General features: G+C 61.3%; 15 protein-coding genes. 8 read left to right on the forward strand and 7 right to left on the reverse strand.

The window, feature by feature from the left end:
* Positions 1-49: 49 nt before the first annotated feature.
* From I5961_RS28180 to I5961_RS28190, 3 genes are read left to right on the forward strand one after another with little or no spacing between them, the layout of a single operon-like run.
* Positions 50-673, forward strand: a complete 624-nt coding sequence (locus I5961_RS28180; RefSeq protein WP_085702286.1) for an FMN-binding negative transcriptional regulator — start codon at positions 50-52, stop codon at positions 671-673.
* Between the two features lie 10 nt (positions 674-683).
* On the forward strand, positions 684-1130 hold the full coding sequence (locus I5961_RS28185) for a GNAT family N-acetyltransferase (RefSeq protein WP_085702285.1): 447 nt from the start codon (positions 684-686) through the stop codon (positions 1128-1130).
* 12 nt (positions 1131-1142) lie between these two features.
* Positions 1143-1814 carry a GNAT family N-acetyltransferase gene (locus tag I5961_RS28190; protein WP_085702284.1) on the forward strand — a complete coding sequence of 224 codons (672 nt, stop codon included), beginning with the start codon at positions 1143-1145 and terminating at the stop codon, positions 1812-1814.
* A 30-nt stretch (positions 1815-1844) separates the two neighbouring features.
* On the opposite strand, the gene I5961_RS28195 is transcribed toward I5961_RS28190, so the two are convergent.
* A complete protein-coding gene (locus I5961_RS28195; RefSeq protein WP_085702283.1) occupies positions 1845-2123 on the reverse strand; it encodes a helix-turn-helix domain-containing protein in 279 nt (92 codons plus the stop codon).
* Positions 2120-3472 (reverse strand): HipA domain-containing protein, encoded by a 1353-nt coding sequence (locus I5961_RS28200; protein ID WP_227233955.1) that lies wholly within the window; start codon positions 3470-3472, stop codon positions 2120-2122. The genes I5961_RS28195 and I5961_RS28200 overlap by 4 nt, the downstream gene beginning before the upstream one ends.
* 241 nt (positions 3473-3713) lie before the next feature.
* Here I5961_RS28200 and I5961_RS28205 point away from each other — a divergent pair, with 241 nt between their 5' ends.
* Positions 3714-6671 carry an autotransporter domain-containing protein gene (locus tag I5961_RS28205; RefSeq protein ID WP_227233956.1) on the forward strand — a complete coding sequence of 986 codons (2958 nt, stop codon included), beginning with the start codon at positions 3714-3716 and terminating at the stop codon, positions 6669-6671.
* Between the two features lie 596 nt (positions 6672-7267).
* Complete coding sequence (locus tag I5961_RS28210; protein WP_413541585.1) at positions 7268-8311, forward strand: autotransporter domain-containing protein; 1044 nt, start codon at positions 7268-7270, stop codon at positions 8309-8311.
* A gap of 103 nt (positions 8312-8414) precedes the next feature.
* Here the strand turns inward: I5961_RS28210 and oadA are convergent, their stop codons facing one another.
* Both oadA and I5961_RS28220 read right to left on the reverse strand, forming a co-directional pair.
* Entirely contained in the window at positions 8415-10223 is a 1809-nt protein-coding gene (gene oadA / locus I5961_RS28215; RefSeq protein WP_085696724.1) for a sodium-extruding oxaloacetate decarboxylase subunit alpha, read from the reverse strand.
* An 11-nt stretch (positions 10224-10234) separates the two neighbouring features.
* Positions 10235-11650 (reverse strand): acetyl-CoA carboxylase biotin carboxylase subunit, encoded by a 1416-nt coding sequence (locus I5961_RS28220; RefSeq protein WP_085696723.1) that lies wholly within the window; start codon positions 11648-11650, stop codon positions 10235-10237.
* A gap of 190 nt (positions 11651-11840) precedes the next feature.
* Here I5961_RS28220 and I5961_RS28225 point away from each other — a divergent pair, with 190 nt between their 5' ends.
* The gene (locus I5961_RS28225; RefSeq protein ID WP_227233958.1) at positions 11841-12803 is read left to right on the forward strand and encodes a LysR family transcriptional regulator; all 963 of its coding nucleotides are present in this window, start codon (positions 11841-11843) and stop codon (positions 12801-12803) included.
* On the opposite strand, the gene I5961_RS28230 is transcribed toward I5961_RS28225, so the two are convergent.
* From I5961_RS28230 to I5961_RS28240, 3 genes are all read right to left on the reverse strand, one after another.
* Positions 12745-12957, reverse strand: coding sequence for a PA3496 family putative envelope integrity protein (locus I5961_RS28230; RefSeq protein WP_227233959.1), 213 nt, complete (start codon positions 12955-12957; stop codon positions 12745-12747). The genes I5961_RS28225 and I5961_RS28230 overlap by 59 nt on opposite strands.
* Positions 12958-13195: 238 nt before the next feature.
* Positions 13196-14062 carry a transcriptional regulator HexR gene (hexR, locus tag I5961_RS28235; RefSeq protein ID WP_007954250.1) on the reverse strand — a complete coding sequence of 289 codons (867 nt, stop codon included), beginning with the start codon at positions 14060-14062 and terminating at the stop codon, positions 13196-13198.
* A gap of 149 nt (positions 14063-14211) precedes the next feature.
* Entirely contained in the window at positions 14212-17085 is a 2874-nt protein-coding gene (locus I5961_RS28240) for a putative bifunctional diguanylate cyclase/phosphodiesterase (RefSeq protein ID WP_227233961.1), read from the reverse strand.
* Positions 17086-17344: 259 nt separating this feature from the next.
* Here I5961_RS28240 and uvrD point away from each other — a divergent pair, with 259 nt between their 5' ends.
* Positions 17345-19528 (forward strand): DNA helicase II, encoded by a 2184-nt coding sequence (gene uvrD, locus I5961_RS28245; RefSeq protein WP_227233962.1) that lies wholly within the window; start codon positions 17345-17347, stop codon positions 19526-19528.
* Positions 19529-19581: 53 nt separating this feature from the next.
* On the forward strand, positions 19582-20022 hold the full coding sequence (locus I5961_RS28250; protein ID WP_085702277.1) for an EamA family transporter: 441 nt from the start codon (positions 19582-19584) through the stop codon (positions 20020-20022).
* Positions 20023-20043: the final 21 nt, after the last annotated feature.

Below are 20043 nucleotides of genomic sequence, written 5' to 3' on the forward strand. Positions count from 1 at the left end.
GACCAATAGCCTGCCTACGATGCAGGCATTCGCCAAGGAAATTTTCTCCATGTACACGCCCCGCGCCTTTGCCATCGATGACTTGTCCCAACTGCACGAATTGATCCTCGCCACCCGCCTCGCCATCCTGGTGACCCACGGCGAACAAGGCTTGCAGGCCAGTCATGTGCCGGTGCTGCTGCATCGCGAGCAAGGTCCGAACGGCACGCTGTACGGGCATCTGGCCAAGGCCAATCCGCAGTGGAAAGACCTGCGTGACGGCGCCGAGGCCATGCTGATTTTTCCCGGTGCCGATGCCTACGTCAGCCCGGGCTTTTACCCGAGCAAGGCCGAGCACGGCAAAGTCGTGCCGACCTGGAACTACGTCGCCGTGCACGCCTACGGTCACGCCGAAACCTTCAGCGATGGCGGTCGGCTGCTGGACATCGTCAGCACCCTCACCGATCGCCATGAAGCGGGCCGCGCCCAACCGTGGTCGGTCGACGATGCCCCGGCCGATTACATCGACGGCATGCTCAAGGCCATCGTCGGTTTCGCCATTCCGATCGAGCGCCTCGAAGGCAAGCGCAAGCTCAGCCAGAACCGCAGCGCCGAAGATATCGCCGGCGTGCGCGAAGGCCTGGCTGCCAGCCCCGACATCAACGATCAAACCCTCGCTCACTTGATGCGTTAAGGAAATCACCATGAGTCAGATCGACATCCGTCCGGTCAGTGCTGCCGATCACGCGGCCTGGCTGCCGCTGTGGCAGGCCTACCTGCGCTTCTACAACACCGAGCTGCCGGACACCGTCAGCCAAAGCACCTGGCAGCGTTTTCTCGACCCGAACGAACCGACCCACGCCGCCCTCGCCTGGGCCGACGGCAAAGCGGTGGGCATGGTGCACTTCATCTACCATCGTTCGAACTGGAGCATCGAAAACTCCTGCTACCTGCAAGACCTGCTGGTGGAGCCGCAAACCCGTGGCACCGGCGTCGGCCGGCTGCTGATCGAACACGTCTACGCCACCGCCAGGGCCGACGGTTGCTGCAAGGTGCACTGGCTGACCCATGAAACCAACGCCACCGCGATCCAGCTCTACGAGCGCATCGCCGAGCGCCCGGGCTTCATCCAGTTTCGCAAAGCCATTTAAGGAGCCACGTGCATGACGATTTCTCTCGCTGACTGGAAAGGCGTGCCGCCGCCCTCCACCACCCTGATCGAAGGCCGCTTCATCCGCCTGGAAAAACTCGACCCGGCGCGCCACGGCGACGACCTGTTCAACGCTCTGCAAGGCCCCGGCGCCGATCCGAAACTCTGGGATTATTTGCCCTACGGCCCGTTTCCGGAGCGCAGCGCCTTCAACGACTGGCTGAATAATCACGCCGCCCACAGCGATCCGTATTTCTTCAGCGTCATCGACCGCGCCAGCGGCCAGGTGCAAGGCATCCTCAGCCTGATGTCGATTGTTCCGGCCCAGGGCCGCATCGAAATCGGCCACGTCACCTTCGGCGCCCCGATGCAGCGTTCGCCGAAAAGCACCGAGGCGGTCTACCTGCTGGCCAAGGAATCCTTCGCCCTCGGCTACCGTCGTCTTGAATGGAAATGCAACAACGGCAACGCCCGCTCCAAATACGCGGCCGAGCGCCTGGGCTTCAGCTTCGAAGGCGTGTTCCGCCAGCACATGGTGGTCAAGGGCCAGAACCGCGACACCGCGTGGTACTCGATTCTGGACTCGGAATGGCCGGCGATTGCGGCAGGGTTCGAGCGCTGGTTGAGCGATGAGAATCAGACGGCCGAGGGGCAGGTGAAGGGGTTGGTTGAGTGCCGCGCTTAAAGCTCAATAGAGATTAAGTGTGTTGCGGGTTCAGCTGTTATCGCGTCGAACCCGCACCACCCCCATCTTCAGCCCGAACGGTCGAAACACGGCGTTCAGCGATTTGAGCGTCTGATTGCCCTCGCCGTGTTCGATGTGCACCAGCGTACGTACCGAAATTTTGCACATCTTCGCGAACTGGGTCTGATGCAGCCCGGTGACCTCAACGCGCAAACGGCGAACGGCTTCACCGATTTCTACGGTTCCTTCAGCCAGCGCTTCCTGGATGCTTTCGATGAGCACTGTGCGTTCGGCAACGGTCATGCTCATTTCAAATCCCACTCTTTCAAACGTTGCTCCAGGTTTTTCAGGTGGACGCCCGGATGATTCATTGTCCGCTCAGGCAAACCACCCGCGTTCAATATGTCCGGCAACTCGGCCAGGCACTGCGCATCTTCACGCAACCGCTCGAAAGATTCCGGTGCATCGGACATCGCTGCCAATGGGTCATCCGGATCGGAAATATCCGCCAATGCGCGGCAAACACCCCGCCAATCGACATCTCCCGCCCTCTCCAGCTCTTTTGGCCATTTGGTCGTGCGAGTCACACCTTCGTCATCCATGACCATGGGGGCCAAGTCATAAATGGGGGCCAAACGGTACGAGTCGGCGTCACGAATGATTGCGGTGTTGCGACCGTGGTTATCCGAGTTGCCAAGAATCTTGTTGATCAGGTCCCGACGCAAATAGTCTGCGACAAGTGCCGGAATCTCGTGCGCTTGCCCCGCTTCCCGCCAAAGCCTGGCAAGCATGCGAATGACATCCATATGATTCATAGCGCTCCCCGGCGTCGTCACCTCGGCCAGCGAGTAGATCGACTCCACGGCAAAACGCTCTACACCTCGCTCAGTCACTTGGCGATCAAAACGCCGCATCCACAAGCTGGGTTTGTTCGATTCCTCTAACGCCAGACCTTCCGCAGCGACGGTTTCGATACCAAGCGCCTGAAGCGCCTGATAGTAGTGGTATTCGCTGCGCAGGATGTCTTGATCGGTTTGACTGCCTTTATTTCGGGCAAACTTCACAAACCAGTGCTGACGGACGTTTTCATCGTCCAGCACAGCATCGGGGTAAAGAAGTCCGGCACGATCTTCAGCCAGAAGAATCTTGGGCGCTTCGCCTCCAGCCCCTGTCGCACCACCAATCGCAGCCCCCATTTCATACGCGTATTCAAGAAACCGGTAGTCACGGCTGATGACATCCTGGCGTTGAAACCCGATGGGTTTGCGCTCGTCGACAGTCTCGGCTGATTCTTTTATCCGCATGTTGCCGATCGGAGCCGGAGTGCAGTGTCCGAGCAGATAAAGGTCAGCACTGATGTCTGCAGGTTTCTCCTGCCCCATACGTGCGAGGAGAAACCTTCTAGCGGCGCCTGCCGGTGCAATGTCATGCACGAATGCAGGCGTGATGGATCGCCGACCCTCCCAATCCAGGGGATACAACGCACTCACGGCTTTGGAAAATGGAGAGCCAATAAACTCAATGTTTTCGACCAGATACGCCGACTCGTAACCAAAGCTGCAACGGCTTTCGAAGCCTTTCTCGGGCGAGTCGAAACTCAACACCATCGCGTCGTGCCATTTGCCGGCGTCGAATATTTGCAATGTCAGGTTGTGCATGCGGCTCTCATCTGCAATTAAATGCATTGCTGCGGTCGTTTGGTTAACTAAAAATGCAATATAGTGCATCTCAGAAGATCGAGATACTCAGTGATCTGCAGTAAAGTGCAGATGCAGGATTTAAACCTCCTAATAAACGCAAAATAATGCAGATGCCGCTGAGTCCGCCACGGACATCATTCTGTAAAAACCCTCCGCTATACAGAACGCCCCCGCTTATAACAAAAAGGACGTTCTCCCCATGCCCTTCCCGCCCCAGCGTCTGTCGCTTGCCATCGCCCTGTTGATCGCCACCAGCGCCGCCCACGGCAAGACCGTGCAGATCGACACCGCCACCACCGCGTCGCAGACATTGGGCGGCAGCGACACGCTGACGATTTCGGCGCCGGGCAGCATCACCAACAGCGGCAAGGCCGTAAGCCTCAAGGACAGCACCAGCGGTGTCGGCGTGATCATCGATAACGCCGGCAAGATCATCTCCACCGGCGGCCGGGCCATCGACAGCAGCGGCGATCTGACCCAGGCACGCAATTACGCGATCCATAACCGCAGCGGCGGGCAGATTCTCGGCTCCAATGATGCGATTCGCATCGACAGCAACTTCATCAGCGGCAGCCTGTTGATCGACAACAGCGGCACTATTCGCTCAAGCACCGGCCAGGGCCTGGATCTTGATGCGTTGCGCAGTGACGGGGTGAAAACCACGATCATCAACCGTGCGGGCGGACTGATTCGTGGCGACGCCAGCGACGGCATGAAGACCGGCGCCAATGCCACCATCAGCAACTACGGCGAGATCTCGACCGGAGACTCGCGCAACGCCGACCAGAAGTTCGACGGCATCGATATCGACACCGCGACCGGCGTCAGCGTGATCAACTACGGCGTGATTTCCGGTGGCCGGCACGGCATCACCACTGACCTGGGGGCGACGCTGGTCAACTACGGGCAGATCACCGGGCGCAATGGCTCCGGTTTCGGCTCCGATGGCGACGGCACGGTGATCAACCACGGCACCATCACCGGCGCGTATTCCGGGTTGCAACCCAATGGCGACGGCGACGGCGTGGACATCGACAAGATCGCCCACATCGAAAACTACGGCACGATCCAGGGCGTCGGCGCCGGCGGTGTGGACAAGGGCGGTTTTGCCAATGGCAGTGAAGGCATCGCGCTGGGCGGCGGTTATATCCTCAACGCCAAGGGCGCCCTGATCAGCGGCGCCAACAGCGCCATTCTGGTGGACGACGGCAGCGGCGGTTCAGGGCTGGCGGCCACCACGCTGGAAAACTACGGCACCATTCAAGGCCTCGACGGTTTCGGCGTGAAGTTCGTCGGTGAGTTCGCCGACAACGTGATCAACGGCGGCACCTTCAGCGGCAGCAATGGCCTGGCACTGGACCTGGGTGGCGGTAACGACAATCTGACCCTGCGCAGCGGCAGCCGCTTTGTCGGCATGGTCGATGGTGGCAGCGGTTATGACCGCGTAGTGATGGACGATGCGGCAGGCGGCAGCTTCGGTGCCAGCCGCAACTTTGAATGGCTGGAGGTCAAACAAGGCGCCTGGACACTCACCGGCAGCGGCGACTTCAGCGACGGCGGTGCCGTGCGCAACGGCGCCACACTGGTCAACCAGGGCAGTATCGCCGGCAATCTGACCGTGGACGCCGGTGGCGTGTATGCCGGCGGCGGGTCGGTGGGCAACCTCAGCGTGAATGGCACGTTGCGCACCGACACCCGCCTCGGTACCGCGACCGTCGTGCACGACTTGAACATGGGCAGCGCCTCGACCCTCGCCTACGGCGTCAACGCCGATGGCAGCAGCGCACCGGTCCAGGTCGGCGGCACGGCCAACCTCAACGGCGCGACGCTGGCGGTCAATCCCGGCAGCGGCACCTATCCGTGGCAGAGCCACTACACGGTGCTGCAGGCTGCGCGGGTCAACGGCACGTTCGGCGCGGTCACCAGCGACTACGCGTTCCTCACGCCAATCCTCGCTTACACGCCGACTCAGGTCGATCTGACCTACACCCGCAATGACGTGGCGTTCAATGAATTCGCCGCCACCGGCAACGCCAGCAACGCCGCCAACAGCCTGGCCTCAATGAGCAAGAACAACGCGCTGTACAACGCCTTGCTCAACACCAGCCAATCCACCGCGGGCGCGGCCATCGAGCAACTGGCCGGCGCCAGCAACGCCAATCTGACCAGCGCCACCCTCGGCGCCAGCAGCCAGATCGGCAGCAGCATGCTCTCAGCGATGCAGCAGATGGGCGGCAGTCCCGGCTTGATGGTCGGCCTCGATCAGCGCAACACCCCGATCCTCGCCGCCAACGGCGTACCGTCCGAAGCGCGCAACCTGAATGATCCGAACGCCCGGGGCCGGCTCTGGCTGCAGGCCATCGGCGGCTACGGCAAGCTCGATGGCGAGCACGGCAGCAGCGGTCTGGAACAACGCACCAAGGGCAGCGTGCTCGGTGCCGACTGGGCATTGAATCCACAATGGCGACTGGGCGTGCTCGGCGGTTACTCGAAGACCGACCTGGACGCCACCGGTGTCGACGGCAATGTCGAGAGCTGGCACGCCGGCCTTTATGCGCTGCATCAAAACGGCCCGCTGGCCCTGCGCCTGGGCGCCGCATACAGCGGCCATCAGGGCGAAAGCAAACGCACCATCGCGTTCAATGGTTTCAGTGATCGTCCCAAAGGTGATTACGACGCCGACAGCCAGCAAGCCTTCGCCGAACTCGGCTACGCCATGGGCAGCGGCCGCCTCAGCGCCGAACCGTTCGCCAGCCTCGGATACCAGCGCTATCACCGCGACCGCTATCAGGAAAAGGGCGGCGCGGCGGCCTTGCAGGTCGACAGCCAGACCCAGGACAACTTCAGCAGCACCTTCGGCGTTCGCCTGGCGCACCTCAGCTCGCTGGACAATGGCATGAGCCTGACCCCACGGATGGCCGCTGGCTGGAAGCACACCTACGGCGATGTCAGCAGCTCGACCCGCCAGGCATTCGTCGTCGGCGGCACGGCGTTCAGCGTCGATGGCAGCTCGCTGGATCGGGACAGTCTGGTGCTGGAAGCGGGGCTGGATCTGGGCGTTTCGGCGCGGCATACGCTGGGGTTTGGTTACAGCGGCGAGATTGGCAACAACAGTCGCAATCACGGGTTGGTCGGGCAGTGGCAGGTGAGTTTTTGAGATTTCGCCAATCCGGATTTCAGCGGGCGTTGTAGGTAAAGGCGTCTGGATGGTTGGGTAATCATGGCGGGCTCGCCTCCCGCCGACGACCGAGCTACAAACGCAGACGCCATCACCTGCACACGGTTCGGAATTGCCCGGCATCGGCGCATTGGCACCGACTTTTACAGTTTGTTCTCTTTTCACATGAGACGAACTGAATGCCCATTCAATGCAAATACAAGCTCCAACATCTTGTCCTGGCGGTTGCGCTGGCAGTCGGTTGCGTGGAATTTTCTCTAGCGGAGCAGCCGGAGCCGGACGCGCCCGTCGCGAAAGAGGTGAAAACCAGGAGCCCGCGCACACCTCCTAAGGTGAAACCTGCTCCGCTTCTCATGGCAGAAACAGTGAGTGAGGAAAAGATTGCTCCACCACCGCAAGCCCTCCCTACCAGCACTGAGACTCCAACCGCGCCACTTCATGCAGCCGATGACCTCCACGCCAAGAGAGTCGCCACTACAAAGAGCGGCAGTGCACTTGAAGCAAGCATTGAAAAACCAACGCCTCCAGCACAACCCGTTCTGAGCGAAGCGCCAGCAACCCCCGAATCCAAAGAGGTGTCCACTTCAGGCAACGCAGCCATCGACGCCCTGCTCGCTGCCGACGAATACACGGCCACCCTCGCCTACTTTCAACTGGCGGGCGGCAGCAATGCCAAACTCGCCAATGCGACCCTGAGCAGCGTCACGCCGGTCAGCGCCAGCCTGCTGTCGGCCATGCATCAACTCGACAATGCCCACGACTCGACGGGAAACTCACCACGCCATGTGGCCGGCAACGCAGACACCGGCAGGGTGTGGCTGCAAGCCATCGGTCACAGCGGGAAACTCGATCGCGAATTTGAACCGATGCAGCACTCCACCAAAGGGCTGCTGCTCGGCGCCGACTGGCGCCTCGATGAAACATGGCACCTGGGCTTGATGGGCGGCACCTCCGACACGCGCATCGACAGCAAGGAGCTGGACGGCGATCTCGACAGTTGGCACCTCGGTGCCTACGCCTTGCGCCAGACCGGCCCGCTATCACTTCGACTCGGCGCAGCCTGGAGCAACCATGAAGGCAACACCCGTCGCGAAGTCGCGTTCGGCCGCTTCCATGACCGACTCAAAGGCAACTACCAGGCCAGTACCCAACAAGCGTTCATCGAGTCGGGATACAACCTGGGGAGGGCCAACGTCAGCATCGAACCGTTTGTCGGCCTCGGCTACCAACGCTACCAGCGTGACGGCTACACAGAGAAAGGCGGAGCGGCGGCGCTCAAGGTTCACGCTCAATCCCAAGGCAACTTCAACACCACCGTCGGCCTGCGCATGGCGAAAGTCAGCACGCTGGATAACGGCATGCGCCTCACGCCACGATTCAGCGCGGGGTGGAAACACGTGTACGGCGAGACCTATACCAGCACCCGGCAACGTCTGGTCACCGGCGGCCATGACTACACCGTTTACGGCGCAGAGCTGGATCGCAACAGCCTGACGCTCGACACCGGTCTTGATCTGGCCGTCTCGTCCAACCACACACTCGGTGTTGGCTTGTCGGGTGAGATCGGTACCGACAGCCGCAACCACGGCATTTCGGGCCAGTGGCGAATGGCGTTCTGAGTTCCGGTCAGGCGCTGCCGCACCTTGCGGCAGTGCCTGAAAAGCAAAAAAAAGGGGAGCACATGCCCCCCGAGGTTTAAAGCGTTGTATCGAGGCCGTTATCTCAGCCTTCGATCTCGATCAGGATTTCGCCCGGATTCACCCGGTCGCCCTTGGCAACATGGATGGCGGTGACCTTGCCGGCAATCGCGGCCTGGACTTCGGTCTCCATCTTCATCGCTTCGGTGATCAGCACGGCCTGGCCCGCCTTGACGGTGTCGCCTTCCTTGACCAGCACATCGACGATATTGCCCGGCATGGTGGTGCTGACGTGGCCCGGTGCCGAAGCCTGCTTGCGCTTGCTGCTGCCGCCGCCGACGAATTCGTTGAGCGGTTCGAACACCACCTCTTCCGGCATGCCATCGATGGACAGGTAGAAGTGACGCTTGCCTTCAGCCTTGACGCCGACACCGGTGATGTCCACGCGATAGGTTTCGCCGTGGACGTCGATGACGAACTCGGTCGGTACACCTTCGCCGCCGGCCGAAGCCACCTTGCCCGCTTCCGGGATCGGCAGCAGCACTTCCGGGGTGAGGGTGCCGGCGGCACGCTCTTCGAGGAACTTGCGGCCGATGTCCGGAAACATGGCGAAGGTCAGCACGTCTTCTTCGGATGTAGCCAGAGCGCCGATATCGGCGCGCAGCTTGGTCATCTCCGGCTTGAGCAGATCGGCCGGACGTACGTCGATCACCTCTTCGCTGCCGATGGCCTGGCGACGCAGCTTCTCGTTCACGGTGCCCGGCGCCTTGCCGTAGCCGCCTTGCAGGTAGAGCTTCACCTCGTTGGTGATGGTCTTGTAGCGCTCGCCGGCCAGCACGTTGAAGAACGCCTGGGTGCCGACGATCTGCGAAGTCGGGGTCACCAGCGGCGGGAAGCCGAGGTCTTCACGCACGCGCGGAATCTCTGCCAGCACTTCGCCCATGCGGTTCAGAGCGCCCTGCTCTTTCAACTGGTTGGCCAGGTTGGAAATCATCCCGCCCGGCACCTGATTGACTTGAACGCGGGTGTCGACGGCAGTGAATTCGCTTTCGAACTGGTGGTACTTCTTGCGCACGGCATAGAAGTACAGGCCGATCTCTTGCAGCAGCTCCAGGTTCAGACCGGTATCGAACTCGGTTCCTTTGAGCGCAGCAACCATCGATTCAGTCCCAGGGTGGCTGGTGCCCGAAGCGAAGCTGGAGATCGCGGTGTCGATGTGGTCGGCACCGTTTTCAATGGCCTTGAGTTGGCACATCGCGGCCAGGCCGGCGGTGTCGTGGGAGTGGATGAACACTGGCAGCGACTGTTCGGCTTTCAGTGCACGCACCAGTTCACCGGTCGCATACGGGGTCAGCAGACCGGCCATGTCCTTGATTGCCACCGAGTCGCAACCCATGGCTTCCATTTGCTTGGCCTGAGCGACGAACGCGTCGATGGTGTGCACCGGGCTGGTGGTGTAGGCGATGGTGCCCTGAGCGTGCTTGCCGGCAGCTTTCACCGCTTCGATCGCCACGCGCAGGTTACGCACGTCGTTCATCGCGTCGAAGATGCGGAACACGTCGATGCCGTTGACCGCGGCCTTGGCAACGAACGCCTTGACCACGTCATCGCTGTAGTGGCGGTAGCCCAGCAGGTTCTGCCCGCGCAGAAGCATCTGAAGACGAGTGTTGGGCAGCGCCGCACGCAGCTGGCGCAGACGCTCCCACGGGTCTTCTTTCAGGAAGCGCACGCAGGCGTCGAAGGTCGCGCCGCCCCAGCATTCCAGCGACCAGTAGCCGACCTTGTCGAGCTTGTCGCAGATCGGCAGCATGTCTTCGGTGCGCATGCGGGTGGCGAGCAGCGATTGGTGAGCGTCGCGCAGGATGGTATCGGTGACAAAGATTTTCTTGCTCATTCTTGTATTCCTCACAGGCCTGCGTGGGCGGCGATGGCGGCGGCGATGGCCAGGGCCAGCTCTTCGGGTTTGCGCTTGATCGAGTAGTTGGTCAGTTCAGGGTGGCTTTCGACGAAGCTGGTATTGAACTGGCCGCTACGGAATTCCGGGTTGCGCAGGATTTCCTGGTAGTACGCGGCGGTGGTTTTCACGCCTTGCAGACGCATGTCGTCGAGGGCGCGCAGGCCACGATCCATCGCCTCTTCCCAGGTCAGTGCCCAGACCACCAGTTTCAGGCACATCGAGTCGTAGAACGGCGGGATGGTGTAGCCGGTGTAGATTGCCGTGTCGGTGCGCACGCCAGGGCCGCCGGGGGCGTAGTAGCGCGTGATCTTGCCGAAGCTCGGCAGGAAGTTGTTTTTCGGGTCCTCGGCGTTGATCCGGAACTGCAGGGCAAAACCGCGATGCTGAATGTCTTCCTGCTTCACCGACAGCGGCAGGCCGGAAGCGATGCGGATTTGTTCGCGAACGATGTCGATCCCGGTGATTTCTTCGGTAATGGTGTGTTCCACCTGCACCCGGGTGTTCATCTCCATGAAGTACACCTCGCCCTCGGCGAGCAGGAACTCCACGGTGCCGGCGTTCTCGTAACCCACGGCCTTGGCTGCGCGCACCGACAGGTCGCCGATGTAGGCGCGCTGTTCCGGGGTCAGCTGCGGGCTCGGGGCGATTTCGATCAGCTTCTGGTTGCGGCGCTGGATCGAGCAGTCACGTTCGAACAGATGCACGACGTTGCCGAAGCTGTCGCCGAGGATCTGCGCTTCGATGTGCTTGGGATTGACGATGCACTTTTCCAGGAACACTTCCGCCGAACCGAAGGCCTTGGTGGCTTCGGAAATGACGCGAGGGAAGTTCTGTTCGAGTTCTTCTCGGCTGTTGCAGCGACGGATACCGCGCCCGCCACCACCGGAAGTGGCCTTGAGCATCACCGGGTAACCAATGCGGTCGCCCTCGCTCAACGCTTCCTCGATGCCCGAGACGTTGCCTTCGGTGCCCGGCGTGACCGGCACGCCAGCCTTGATCATGCTGCGGCGCGCTTCGGTCTTGTCGCCCATGCGGCGGATGACTTCCGCCGCCGGACCGATGAATTTGATGCCGCGTTCGGCGCAGATGTCTGCCAGCTCAGCGTTTTCCGAGAGAAAACCGTAGCCGGGGTGCAACGCATCGCAGCCGGTTTCCACGGCCAGGTTCACCAGCTTGCGCGGATTCAGGTAACCGGCCAGCGGCTCGGCACCAATGCTGTGGGCCTCGTCCGCACGCTTCACATGCAAGGCGTGCCGGTCGGCGTCGGAATAGATCGCGACCGAGCGGATGCCCATCTCGGCGCAGGCACGCACGATTCGTACGGCAATCTCACCACGGTTGGCGATCAGGATCTTTGTTATCACTTGGAGGTTCCCTTGAGCCGGTGGCACCACGACCTGCTAGACCCAGGTCGGCACGTGACCAAATGTTTCAATCTGGTCTCGGCTCCACACTAGCGCTGCCAAGGGATTAACAAAAATGAATAAAAATTGGGTCAGGCATAAGTAAAGACTTATAGTCAGCGCATCAGCCAACGGCCAGAGTCGGTAGAAAATGCGTAAGTCCTTGATGCGTATGACATTGCGTCAATTGCAGATCTTCAACGAAGTGTGTGATTTGCGCTCCTACAGCCGCGCTGCCGACGAAATGTCGCTCACACAACCGGCCGTCAGCCTACAGATTCGTCAGCTTGAAGAGCTGATCGGCCAACCATTGTTCGATTACGTCGGCAAAAAACTCTACATGACCGAAGCGGCCGAAGCACTCCAGCGTGCCAGCCGGGACATCTTCGGCCGACTGGAAAACCTCGACATGCAGCTGTCGGACATGCAGGGCTCACTGCAGGGCCAGTTGAAACTGGCGGTGGAATCGAGCGCCAAATACTTCGTGCCGCACCTGTTCGCAGCGTTCAAGCGCCAGCATCCGGAAGTGAACCTGCAACTGACGGTGGTCAACCGTGGCCAGGTGATCCGCCGCCTCTCCGACAACCGCGACGATCTGGTGATCATGTCGATGGTGCCGCAGGACATGGGCCTGGAATTTCTGCCGTTCCTCAACAACCCGATCGTCGCCGTGGCACGCCCGGATCATCCGCTGGCGCACATGGGCCCGCTGCGCTTGCAGGATCTGGAACCTTACACCTTGCTGATCCGCGAACCCGGCTCGGGTACGCGACTGGCCTGCGAAGAGTATTTCAAGGAGAAGCGCGTGCACTTCACCCAGACCCAGGAAGTGGCGTCGGCCGAAGCCCAGCGTGAATGCGTGGTGGCGGGTCTGGGCCTGGCGCTGTTGACGCGCCACGCCCTGAACCTGGAGCTGGCGACCGGCGGCCTGGTGGAGCTTCCGGTCGAAGAATTGCCGCTGTTTCGCAGTTGGTGCCTGGTGCAAGCCAAAGCCAAACGGCTGTCACCGGTGGCCCACGCCTTCCTGGCGTTTATCCGCAGCGAACGGGTGCAAATCAGCGCGCTGGTTGAGCGCTTCGACGGGAAGCTGCTGGCGGTGCCTGCCAGTAGTTGAGTTCGATGTCCTCGGGAAAATCGCTGATTTCGCTCTGAAGCTGGCGAAGTTCGAAGCGATCTTCGATGGCGCGGCGAAATTCCATGCGGCGCTGGTCTTCCTGCTGACGACGGGTTTTCGCGGCGCTGTTGCGTTCTTCGTAGGGCTGAGCCATTTCGAGTCTCCCAAGGCGAGTACGGGAGTTTCACGATAGGCGCGGTGGATGACGATTTGGCTGCGGGGGATGACAGTGCGATGAACTTGCAAATGGCGATGGCGTTTTTGAGGCCGCCATCGCGAGCAAGCTCGCTCCCACAAGGGATGTTTTACGTACACAAATTCTGTGTCATATCGAAATCAAATGTGGGAGCGAGCTTGCTCGCGATCAAGGTCGGAACGACCTTGCGATGACGTCAGTCATCCAGTGCTTTCACCGACTTTGGCGACAGCCGCAGGCTGCGCAGACTGCGCTTGACGCTCTTGAGGTGGTTGACCAGGCTCGGCCCGCGCGCCATGGCCACGCCCATCGCCAGTACGTCGATCACCACCAGATGAGCGATACGCGAGGTCAGCGGGGTATAGATTTCGGTGTCTTCGTGAACATCGATCGCCAGGTTGACGGTCGACAGCTCGGCCAGCGGTGTCTGGCTCGGGCACAAGGTGATCAGCGACGCACCACTCTCGCGAACGAGGTTGGCGGTGATCAGCAGGTCTTTGGAACGGCCGGACTGGGAAATGCAGATCGCCACGTCGGTGGGCTTCAGTGTCACCGCCGACATTGCCTGCATGTGCGGGTCGGAATACGCCGCCGCCGTCAGCAGCAGACGGAAGAACTTGTGCTGCGCATCCGCCGCTACCGCGCCTGACGCACCAAAGCCGTAGAACTCGACGCGCTGGGCCTGGGACATCAGCGTCACCGCCCGTTGCAGCTCCAGAGGATCGAGCTTCTCGCGAACCTCCATCAGCGTGTGCAACGTGGTGTCGAAAATCTTCAGGCTGTAGTCGGCGACAGAGTCGTCTTCATGGATCGCGAACTGACCGAAGCTGGCGCCGGCCGCGAGGCTTTGCGCGAGCTTGAGTTTCAGATCCTGGAAACCGGAACAGCCGATGGCCCGGCAGAAGCGCACGATGGTCGGCTCGCTGATGCCGACGCTGTGGGCCAGGTCGGCCATGGAACTGTGCATCACTGCCGCAGGGTCAAGCAGCACGTGGTCGGCGACCTTGAGCTCCGACTTGCGTAACAGGTGACGTGACTGGGCGATGTGTTGCAGCAGATTCAAGGGGCTGGACTCTTGTTATGGAAAGATGTGCTGTGGCCAGATGCCAGGGATGTAGCAAGCTTGTAGTTATACTACATGAATCGGCTTTTTGCCTGCTCAATGCGTAACTCGATACCCCCGGATCAGGCGACATGCGCTGTATGTAGCCCTTACAGCGGTTTTTCCTGTTCACGCAGCAACGCGGCAAGGCCGACCGCCTCCACCGGACGGCTGATCAGATAACCCTGCACTTCGTCGCAACCTTCAGCTTTCAGATATGCCAACTGCTCGGATCGCTCGACACCTTCGGCGACAACTTTCAGTGACAACCCATGAGCCATCGCAATGATCGCCCGGGTGATCGCTGCGTCTTCGCTGCCCTCGCCCAACCCGCGAATAAAGGCCTGATCGATCTTCACGTAGTCCACCGGAATCCGTTTCAGATAGCTCAGCGATGAATAGCCGGTGCCAAAATCGTCGATGGCCAGTTTCACTCCCAGATCCCGCAACTGCTGGAACGCGGCGATGATGTATTCGACGCTGTCGAGCAACTGACTTTCGGTCAGCTCCAGTTCGAGGTAGTGCGGCGCCAGGCCGGTTTCCTCCAGCACCTGACGCACCAGACTGACCAGTTTGCCCTGACGCAGCTGATGCACCGACAGGTTTACCGATACCCGGATCGGCGCCAGTCCCTGACGCTGCCATTCGCACGCCTGCCAGCAGGCCTGACGCAGTACAAACTCGCCGATCGGCCCGATCAGCCCTGTCTCTTCGGCCAGACCGATGAAGTCCCCCGGCGGCACCCGGCCCAAGGTCGGGTGGTCCCAACGTACCAGCGCCTCTGCCGCATTGAGACGACCGGTCGCCAGGCACAGTTTCGGTTGATAAAAGACGTTGAGCTGCTTGTCTTCGATGGCTTTGCGCAGCTGGTTTTCCAGCTGCAAACGCTCCAGCGTGCTGGCCTGCAGACTGTCGGTGTAGAACTGGAAATTGTTGCCGCCCAGGTGCTTGGCATGCTGCATGGCCATGTTCGACTGGCTGACCAGCGCGGAAATCTCCCGCGCATTGTCCGGCAGCATGCTGATGCCCATCGAGGCGCTGACCACCAGTTCATGTCCTTCCACAGTCAACGGCAAACGCAGCTTGGTCGACAGTCGCGTGGCGACCCGCGCCAGGCTCGACAGGTTGCCGTAGGCATCGAACAGTACCGCGAACTCATCACCGGACAACCGGGCAATGGTGTCGGCCTCCGGCAGAGCACTGACCAGACGACGGGACATCTTTTGCAGCAATTGGTCAGCAATCTCATGGCCGAGACTGTCGTTGAGCAGCTTGAAGCGATCCAGATTGATGTGCAGCAACGCCAGACTCCGGCGCCCGCCCTGCCGCACGCGCTGATGGGCTTCGTGCAGGCGTTCGCGGAACAGCGAGCGGTTGGCCAGACCGGTGAGTTCGTCGTAGTGGGTCAGGTAGCGCATGCGCTCCTCGGATTCGCGGCGCGCCGACAGATCGGCGAAGAAGCCGACGATATGGCTCACACTTCCCCGACTGTCGCGCACGGCGTTCAATTGCAGCCACTGCGGATAGAGCTCGCCGTTCTTGCGGGTTTCCACCAGTTCACCCTGCCAGCTGCCGTGCTGCTCCAGCGCGTGGCGGATCGCGACGTAATGCCTGCGGGCATCGCGACTGCACGGCAACTCAACGACATTGCGCCCGAGCATGTCGTCGATGTCGTAACCGGTGACCCGGCTGAAAGCCTGATTGACGGCGATCAGCGAATAATTCGGGTCGAGGATCACGATGCCTTCGCTGGCGGCCTCGAACACCGTCGCCGCCAGTTGCTGCTGGGCTTCCAGGCTTTTGCTGACGCTGATGTCGCGGCGGGTGCCGACCATGCGGATGACCCGGCCGTCCTCGTCGCGCTCCACTGCCCGGCCACGGTCTTCGATCCAGACCCAGTGACCGTCGCCATGGCGCACGCGGTATTCGATCTGATAATCCTCGGTGTGGCCCTTCAAGTGCTCGATCAACGCCCGCTTGAGTGGTGGCACATCCTCCGGATGCAGGCGCGGCCGCAGATGCCTGAGCAGTCCGGTGACGTATTCCGGATCCAGACCGAACAGTTCCTGGATTTGCGTGTGGTGAACTTCGTCGGTCTGCAGGTTCCAGTCCCACAGTCCCAGCTCACTGGCCTTCAACGCCAGCGCCAGGCGCGCCTCGCTCTTGCTCAGCGCCTGGTTGGCGACGTCCAGCTCCCGGCTGCGCTGAGCGACCCGGTCTTCCAGCTCGACCTGAGCTTCACGCAGCTTGCCCTCGGCGCAACGCCGGTGTTCGATTTCCTTCGCCAGTTCCAGATTGAGCTGTTCGCTGCGGGTTTGCGCTTGTTGCAGGTGCTCGATCAGGCGCTGGTTCTGGAAACGCCGCAGCAAACCACGATCGATCAGCCGGTTGACCTGCCACGCCACCACGCTCAGCGACCCGAGCAGGATCAGCCCGAGCCAGCCCCAGCCGCGCGCCAGTTCGTCACCGCCCCAGAACAGGTAGCCGATGGCCGGCAACAGGCACGGCAAGGTAAAGGAAAGAAACGCCGGAATGCTCACGGCGTAGGCCACGCTGGCCGACAGGGTCGCGGCGCCGATCAGGCCGAATACCCAGGCCTGCTGCATGAAATTGTCGGCGGGCACCAGGGCGATGCCGGCGCCGGCCAGGGTCAGGCCGGTCATGGTCGAGCCGAGCAGGAACATCCGCCCCCAGATCGGCTGGGCCTGACGATCAGGGATCGCCGAGTCGAACGCGGCGACCTGAATCACTCGCAGGGCCACCAGCGACAACAGCCACACCAGCCAGACGCTGACCACGAAATAACGCTGCGGACTCCAGAGCAGACCGGCGCAGACCAGACCATTGATCAACATGAACAGGGTGGGCAACAGCGAACCCTGATAAAGAAGGCGCGTGCGCTCGACCGCCATCTGGGTGGCGTAAAGCTTGCGGATCGCCCGAGGCTCCACGGAGGGGCCCGACAGGTCGAAGCTGAGGGTCATAGGCAACGTTCTTGTTCTTATAAGTGTGAGCATGCGCCCGGAAACGTGGACGGAGCATACACAAGCCGAACCACTTGCCAAACTGCCCCAGATCATAATTTCACCGAAACTTTTCCACCGCTCGTCCCCCTCCAAAGCCCCGACGCCAGGCGGGTCAACGCCTGTAGCCGGTGACCGACCGGTCGTCATCGACAGCACTTTCATCGGCTAATGCAAAGCTCGGTTTGCCCGGGCCTGCGGCGCACCCTAGAATGCCCCGATGCGCGATGATCTCTCCCTTCTGCTGAACTCCCTCAACGATGCCCAACGGCAGGCCGTAGCGGCTCCCGTTGGTCGTCAATTGGTCCTGGCCGGTGCCGGCTCCGGCAAAACCCGAGTGCTGGTGCACCGTATCGCCTGGTTGATCCAGGTCGAAAACGCCTCGCCGCACTCGATTCTGTCGGTGACCTTCACCAACAAGGCCGCTGCCGAGATGCGTCACCGCATCGAGCAATTGCTGGGCATCAACCCGGCCGGCATGTGGGTCGGCACCTTCCACGGCCTGGCGCACCGCTTGCTGCGGGCGCACTGGCAGGAAGCCGGGCTGAGCCAGACTTTCCAGATTCTCGACAGCGACGACCAGCAACGACTGGTCAAGCGGGTGATCCGCGAGCTGGGGCTGGACGAGCAACGCTGGCCGGCCCGTCAGGCCCAGTGGTTCATCAACGGGCAGAAAGACGAAGGTCTGCGTCCGCAACACATTCAGGCCAGCGGCGATCTGTTCCTGGCGACCATGCGCGGCATTTATGAAGCGTACGAGGCAGCGTGTCAGCGTGCCGGTGTCATCGATTTCTCCGAACTGCTGCTTCGCGCCCTCGACCTGTGGCGCGATCACCCGGGCCTGCTGGCGCACTACCAGAAGCGTTTCCGACACATTCTGGTGGACGAATTCCAGGACACCAACGCCGTGCAGTACGCCTGGTTGCGTCTGCTGGGCAAGGGTGGCGACAGCCTGATGGTGGTCGGCGACGACGATCAGTCGATCTACGGCTGGCGCGGCGCGAAAATCGAGAACATCCACCAGTACTCTTCGGACTTCCCGGACTCGGTGACCATCCGTCTGGAGCAGAACTACCGCTCTACGGCCGGCATCCTCAAGGCCGCCAACGCCCTGATCGCCAACAACACCGGACGTCTCGGCAAAGAGCTGTGGACAGACGGCGGCGATGGCGAAGCGATCAACCTCTACGCCGCGTTCAACGAACACGATGAAGCGCGCTACGTGGTCGAAACCATCGAAAGTGCGCTGAAAACCGGCCTGGCGCGCAGCGATATCGCGATTCTCTACCGCTCAAACGCCCAATCGCGCGTTCTGGAAGAGGCGTTGCTGCGTGAACGCATTCCGTACCGCATCTATGGCGGCCAGCGCTTCTTCGAACGGGCGGAAATCAAGAACGCCATGGCTTACCTGCGCTTGCTGGAAGGTCGTGGCAACGATGCGGCTCTGGAGCGGGTGATCAACGTCCCGGCTCGTGGCATCGGCGAGAAAACCGTCGAGGCGATCCGTGACCATGCACGCCACAGCGATGTGTCGATGTGGGAAGCCATGCGCCAGCTGGTGGCCAACAAAGGCCTGACCGGTCGCGCTGCCGGTGCGCTGGGCGCGTTTATCGAGCTGATCGAAAACCTCGCCGCCAAGTGCGCCGAGATGCCGTTGCACCTGATGACCCAGACCGTCATCGAGCAGTCCGGTTTGATCGCCTACCACGAAGCGGAAAAAGGCGAGAAAGGCCAGGCCCGGGTAGAAAACCTTGAGGAACTGGTCAGCGCCGCGCGCAACTTCGAGAACACTGAAGAAGACGAAGAGCTGACGCCACTGGCCGCGTTCCTCGGCCACGCTTCGCTGGAAGCCGGCGACACTCAGGCCGACGAACACGAAGACAGCATTCAGTTGATGACCCTGCACAGCGCCAAGGGCCTGGAATTCCCTTACGTATTCCTGGTGGGCATGGAAGAAGGCCTGTTCCCGCACAAGATGAGCCTGGAAGAACCTGGACGCCTTGAGGAAGAGCGGCGTCTGGCCTATGTCGGCATTACCCGGGCGATGCAAAACCTGGTGATGACCTATGCTGAAACCCGACGCCTGTACGGCAGCGAAACCTACAACAAGGTGTCGCGTTTCGTACGGGAAGTACCGAAAGGCCTGATTCAGGAAGTACGCCTTTCGAACAGCGTCAGCCGACCGTTCGGCGGCAACCCGTCGATGGGCAGCAGCAACCTGTTCAGCGGTAGCGAGATTCCGGAAACCGGCCTGAGCCTTGGCCAGGCTGTGCGTCACTCGATCTTCGGCGACGGCGTGATCCTCAACTTCGAAGGCGCCGGCGCCCAGGCCCGGGTGCAGGTTAACTTCGCCGAAGGCAGCAAGTGGCTGATGCTCGGGTACGCGAAGCTGGAAGCCATATAAGTCAACGTCCGTTCCCGCGCTGAGCACGGGAACGGACACTGGAGGCAACATCCATGGGCTCGGGATTTTTTTCCTCCTGGACATTCTGGGCCCTGCTCTCGGCCACTTTTGCCGCGCTGACAGCCATCTTCGCCAAGATCGGCATCGAAAACGTCAACTCCGACTTTGCCACCCTCCTGCGCACAATCGTCGTATTGATCAGCCTGGCCTTGATTTTGTACGTCACGGGCCAATATCAGTCCTTGGGATCGATCTCCGCCAAGAGCTACCTGTTTCTGTTGTTGTCGGGCCTGGGCACCGGTGCTTCGTGGCTGTGCTACTTCCGGGCGTTGAAAGTCGGCCCGGCGTCGCTGGTCGCGCCGGTGGACAAGCTCAGCGTGGTCTTCGTGGCGGTGCTCGGTGTGATCCTGCTGGGTGAGAAACTCGACCTGCGACAATGGAGCGGCATCGGCCTGATCACCGCCGGAGTGGTGATGCTGGCCTTGCGGCGTTGATCCATTTCCTGCTGAACCTAT

The sequence above is a fragment of the Pseudomonas sp. IAC-BECa141 genome (assembly GCF_020544405.1).
In the GTDB taxonomy this organism is placed as follows: Bacteria; Pseudomonadota; Gammaproteobacteria; order Pseudomonadales; family Pseudomonadaceae; genus Aquipseudomonas.

What these genes read in the sequence shown, in the direction of transcription:
- I5961_RS28180 (WP_085702286.1), top strand. Translation starts at nt 50, where the DNA reads ATGTACACGCCCCGCGCCTTTGCCATCGATGACTTGTCCCAACTGCAC.
- I5961_RS28185 (WP_085702285.1), top strand. Translation starts at nt 684, where the DNA reads ATGAGTCAGATCGACATCCGTCCGGTCAGTGCTGCCGATCACGCGGCC.
- I5961_RS28190 (WP_085702284.1), top strand. Translation starts at nt 1,143, where the DNA reads ATGACGATTTCTCTCGCTGACTGGAAAGGCGTGCCGCCGCCCTCCACC.
- I5961_RS28195 (WP_085702283.1), bottom strand. Translation starts at nt 2,123, where the DNA reads ATGAGCATGACCGTTGCCGAACGCACAGTGCTCATCGAAAGCATCCAG.
- I5961_RS28200 (WP_227233955.1), bottom strand. Translation starts at nt 3,472, where the DNA reads ATGCACAACCTGACATTGCAAATATTCGACGCCGGCAAATGGCACGAC.
- I5961_RS28205 (WP_227233956.1), top strand. Translation starts at nt 3,714, where the DNA reads ATGCCCTTCCCGCCCCAGCGTCTGTCGCTTGCCATCGCCCTGTTGATC.
- oadA (WP_085696724.1), bottom strand. Translation starts at nt 10,223, where the DNA reads ATGAGCAAGAAAATCTTTGTCACCGATACCATCCTGCGCGACGCTCAC.
- I5961_RS28225 (WP_227233958.1), top strand. Translation starts at nt 11,841, where the DNA reads ATGCGTAAGTCCTTGATGCGTATGACATTGCGTCAATTGCAGATCTTC.
- I5961_RS28230 (WP_227233959.1), bottom strand. Translation starts at nt 12,957, where the DNA reads ATGGCTCAGCCCTACGAAGAACGCAACAGCGCCGCGAAAACCCGTCGT.
- I5961_RS28240 (WP_227233961.1), bottom strand. Translation starts at nt 17,085, where the DNA reads ATGACCCTCAGCTTCGACCTGTCGGGCCCCTCCGTGGAGCCTCGGGCG.
- uvrD (WP_227233962.1), top strand. Translation starts at nt 17,345, where the DNA reads ATGCGCGATGATCTCTCCCTTCTGCTGAACTCCCTCAACGATGCCCAA.
- I5961_RS28250 (WP_085702277.1), top strand. Translation starts at nt 19,582, where the DNA reads ATGGGCTCGGGATTTTTTTCCTCCTGGACATTCTGGGCCCTGCTCTCG.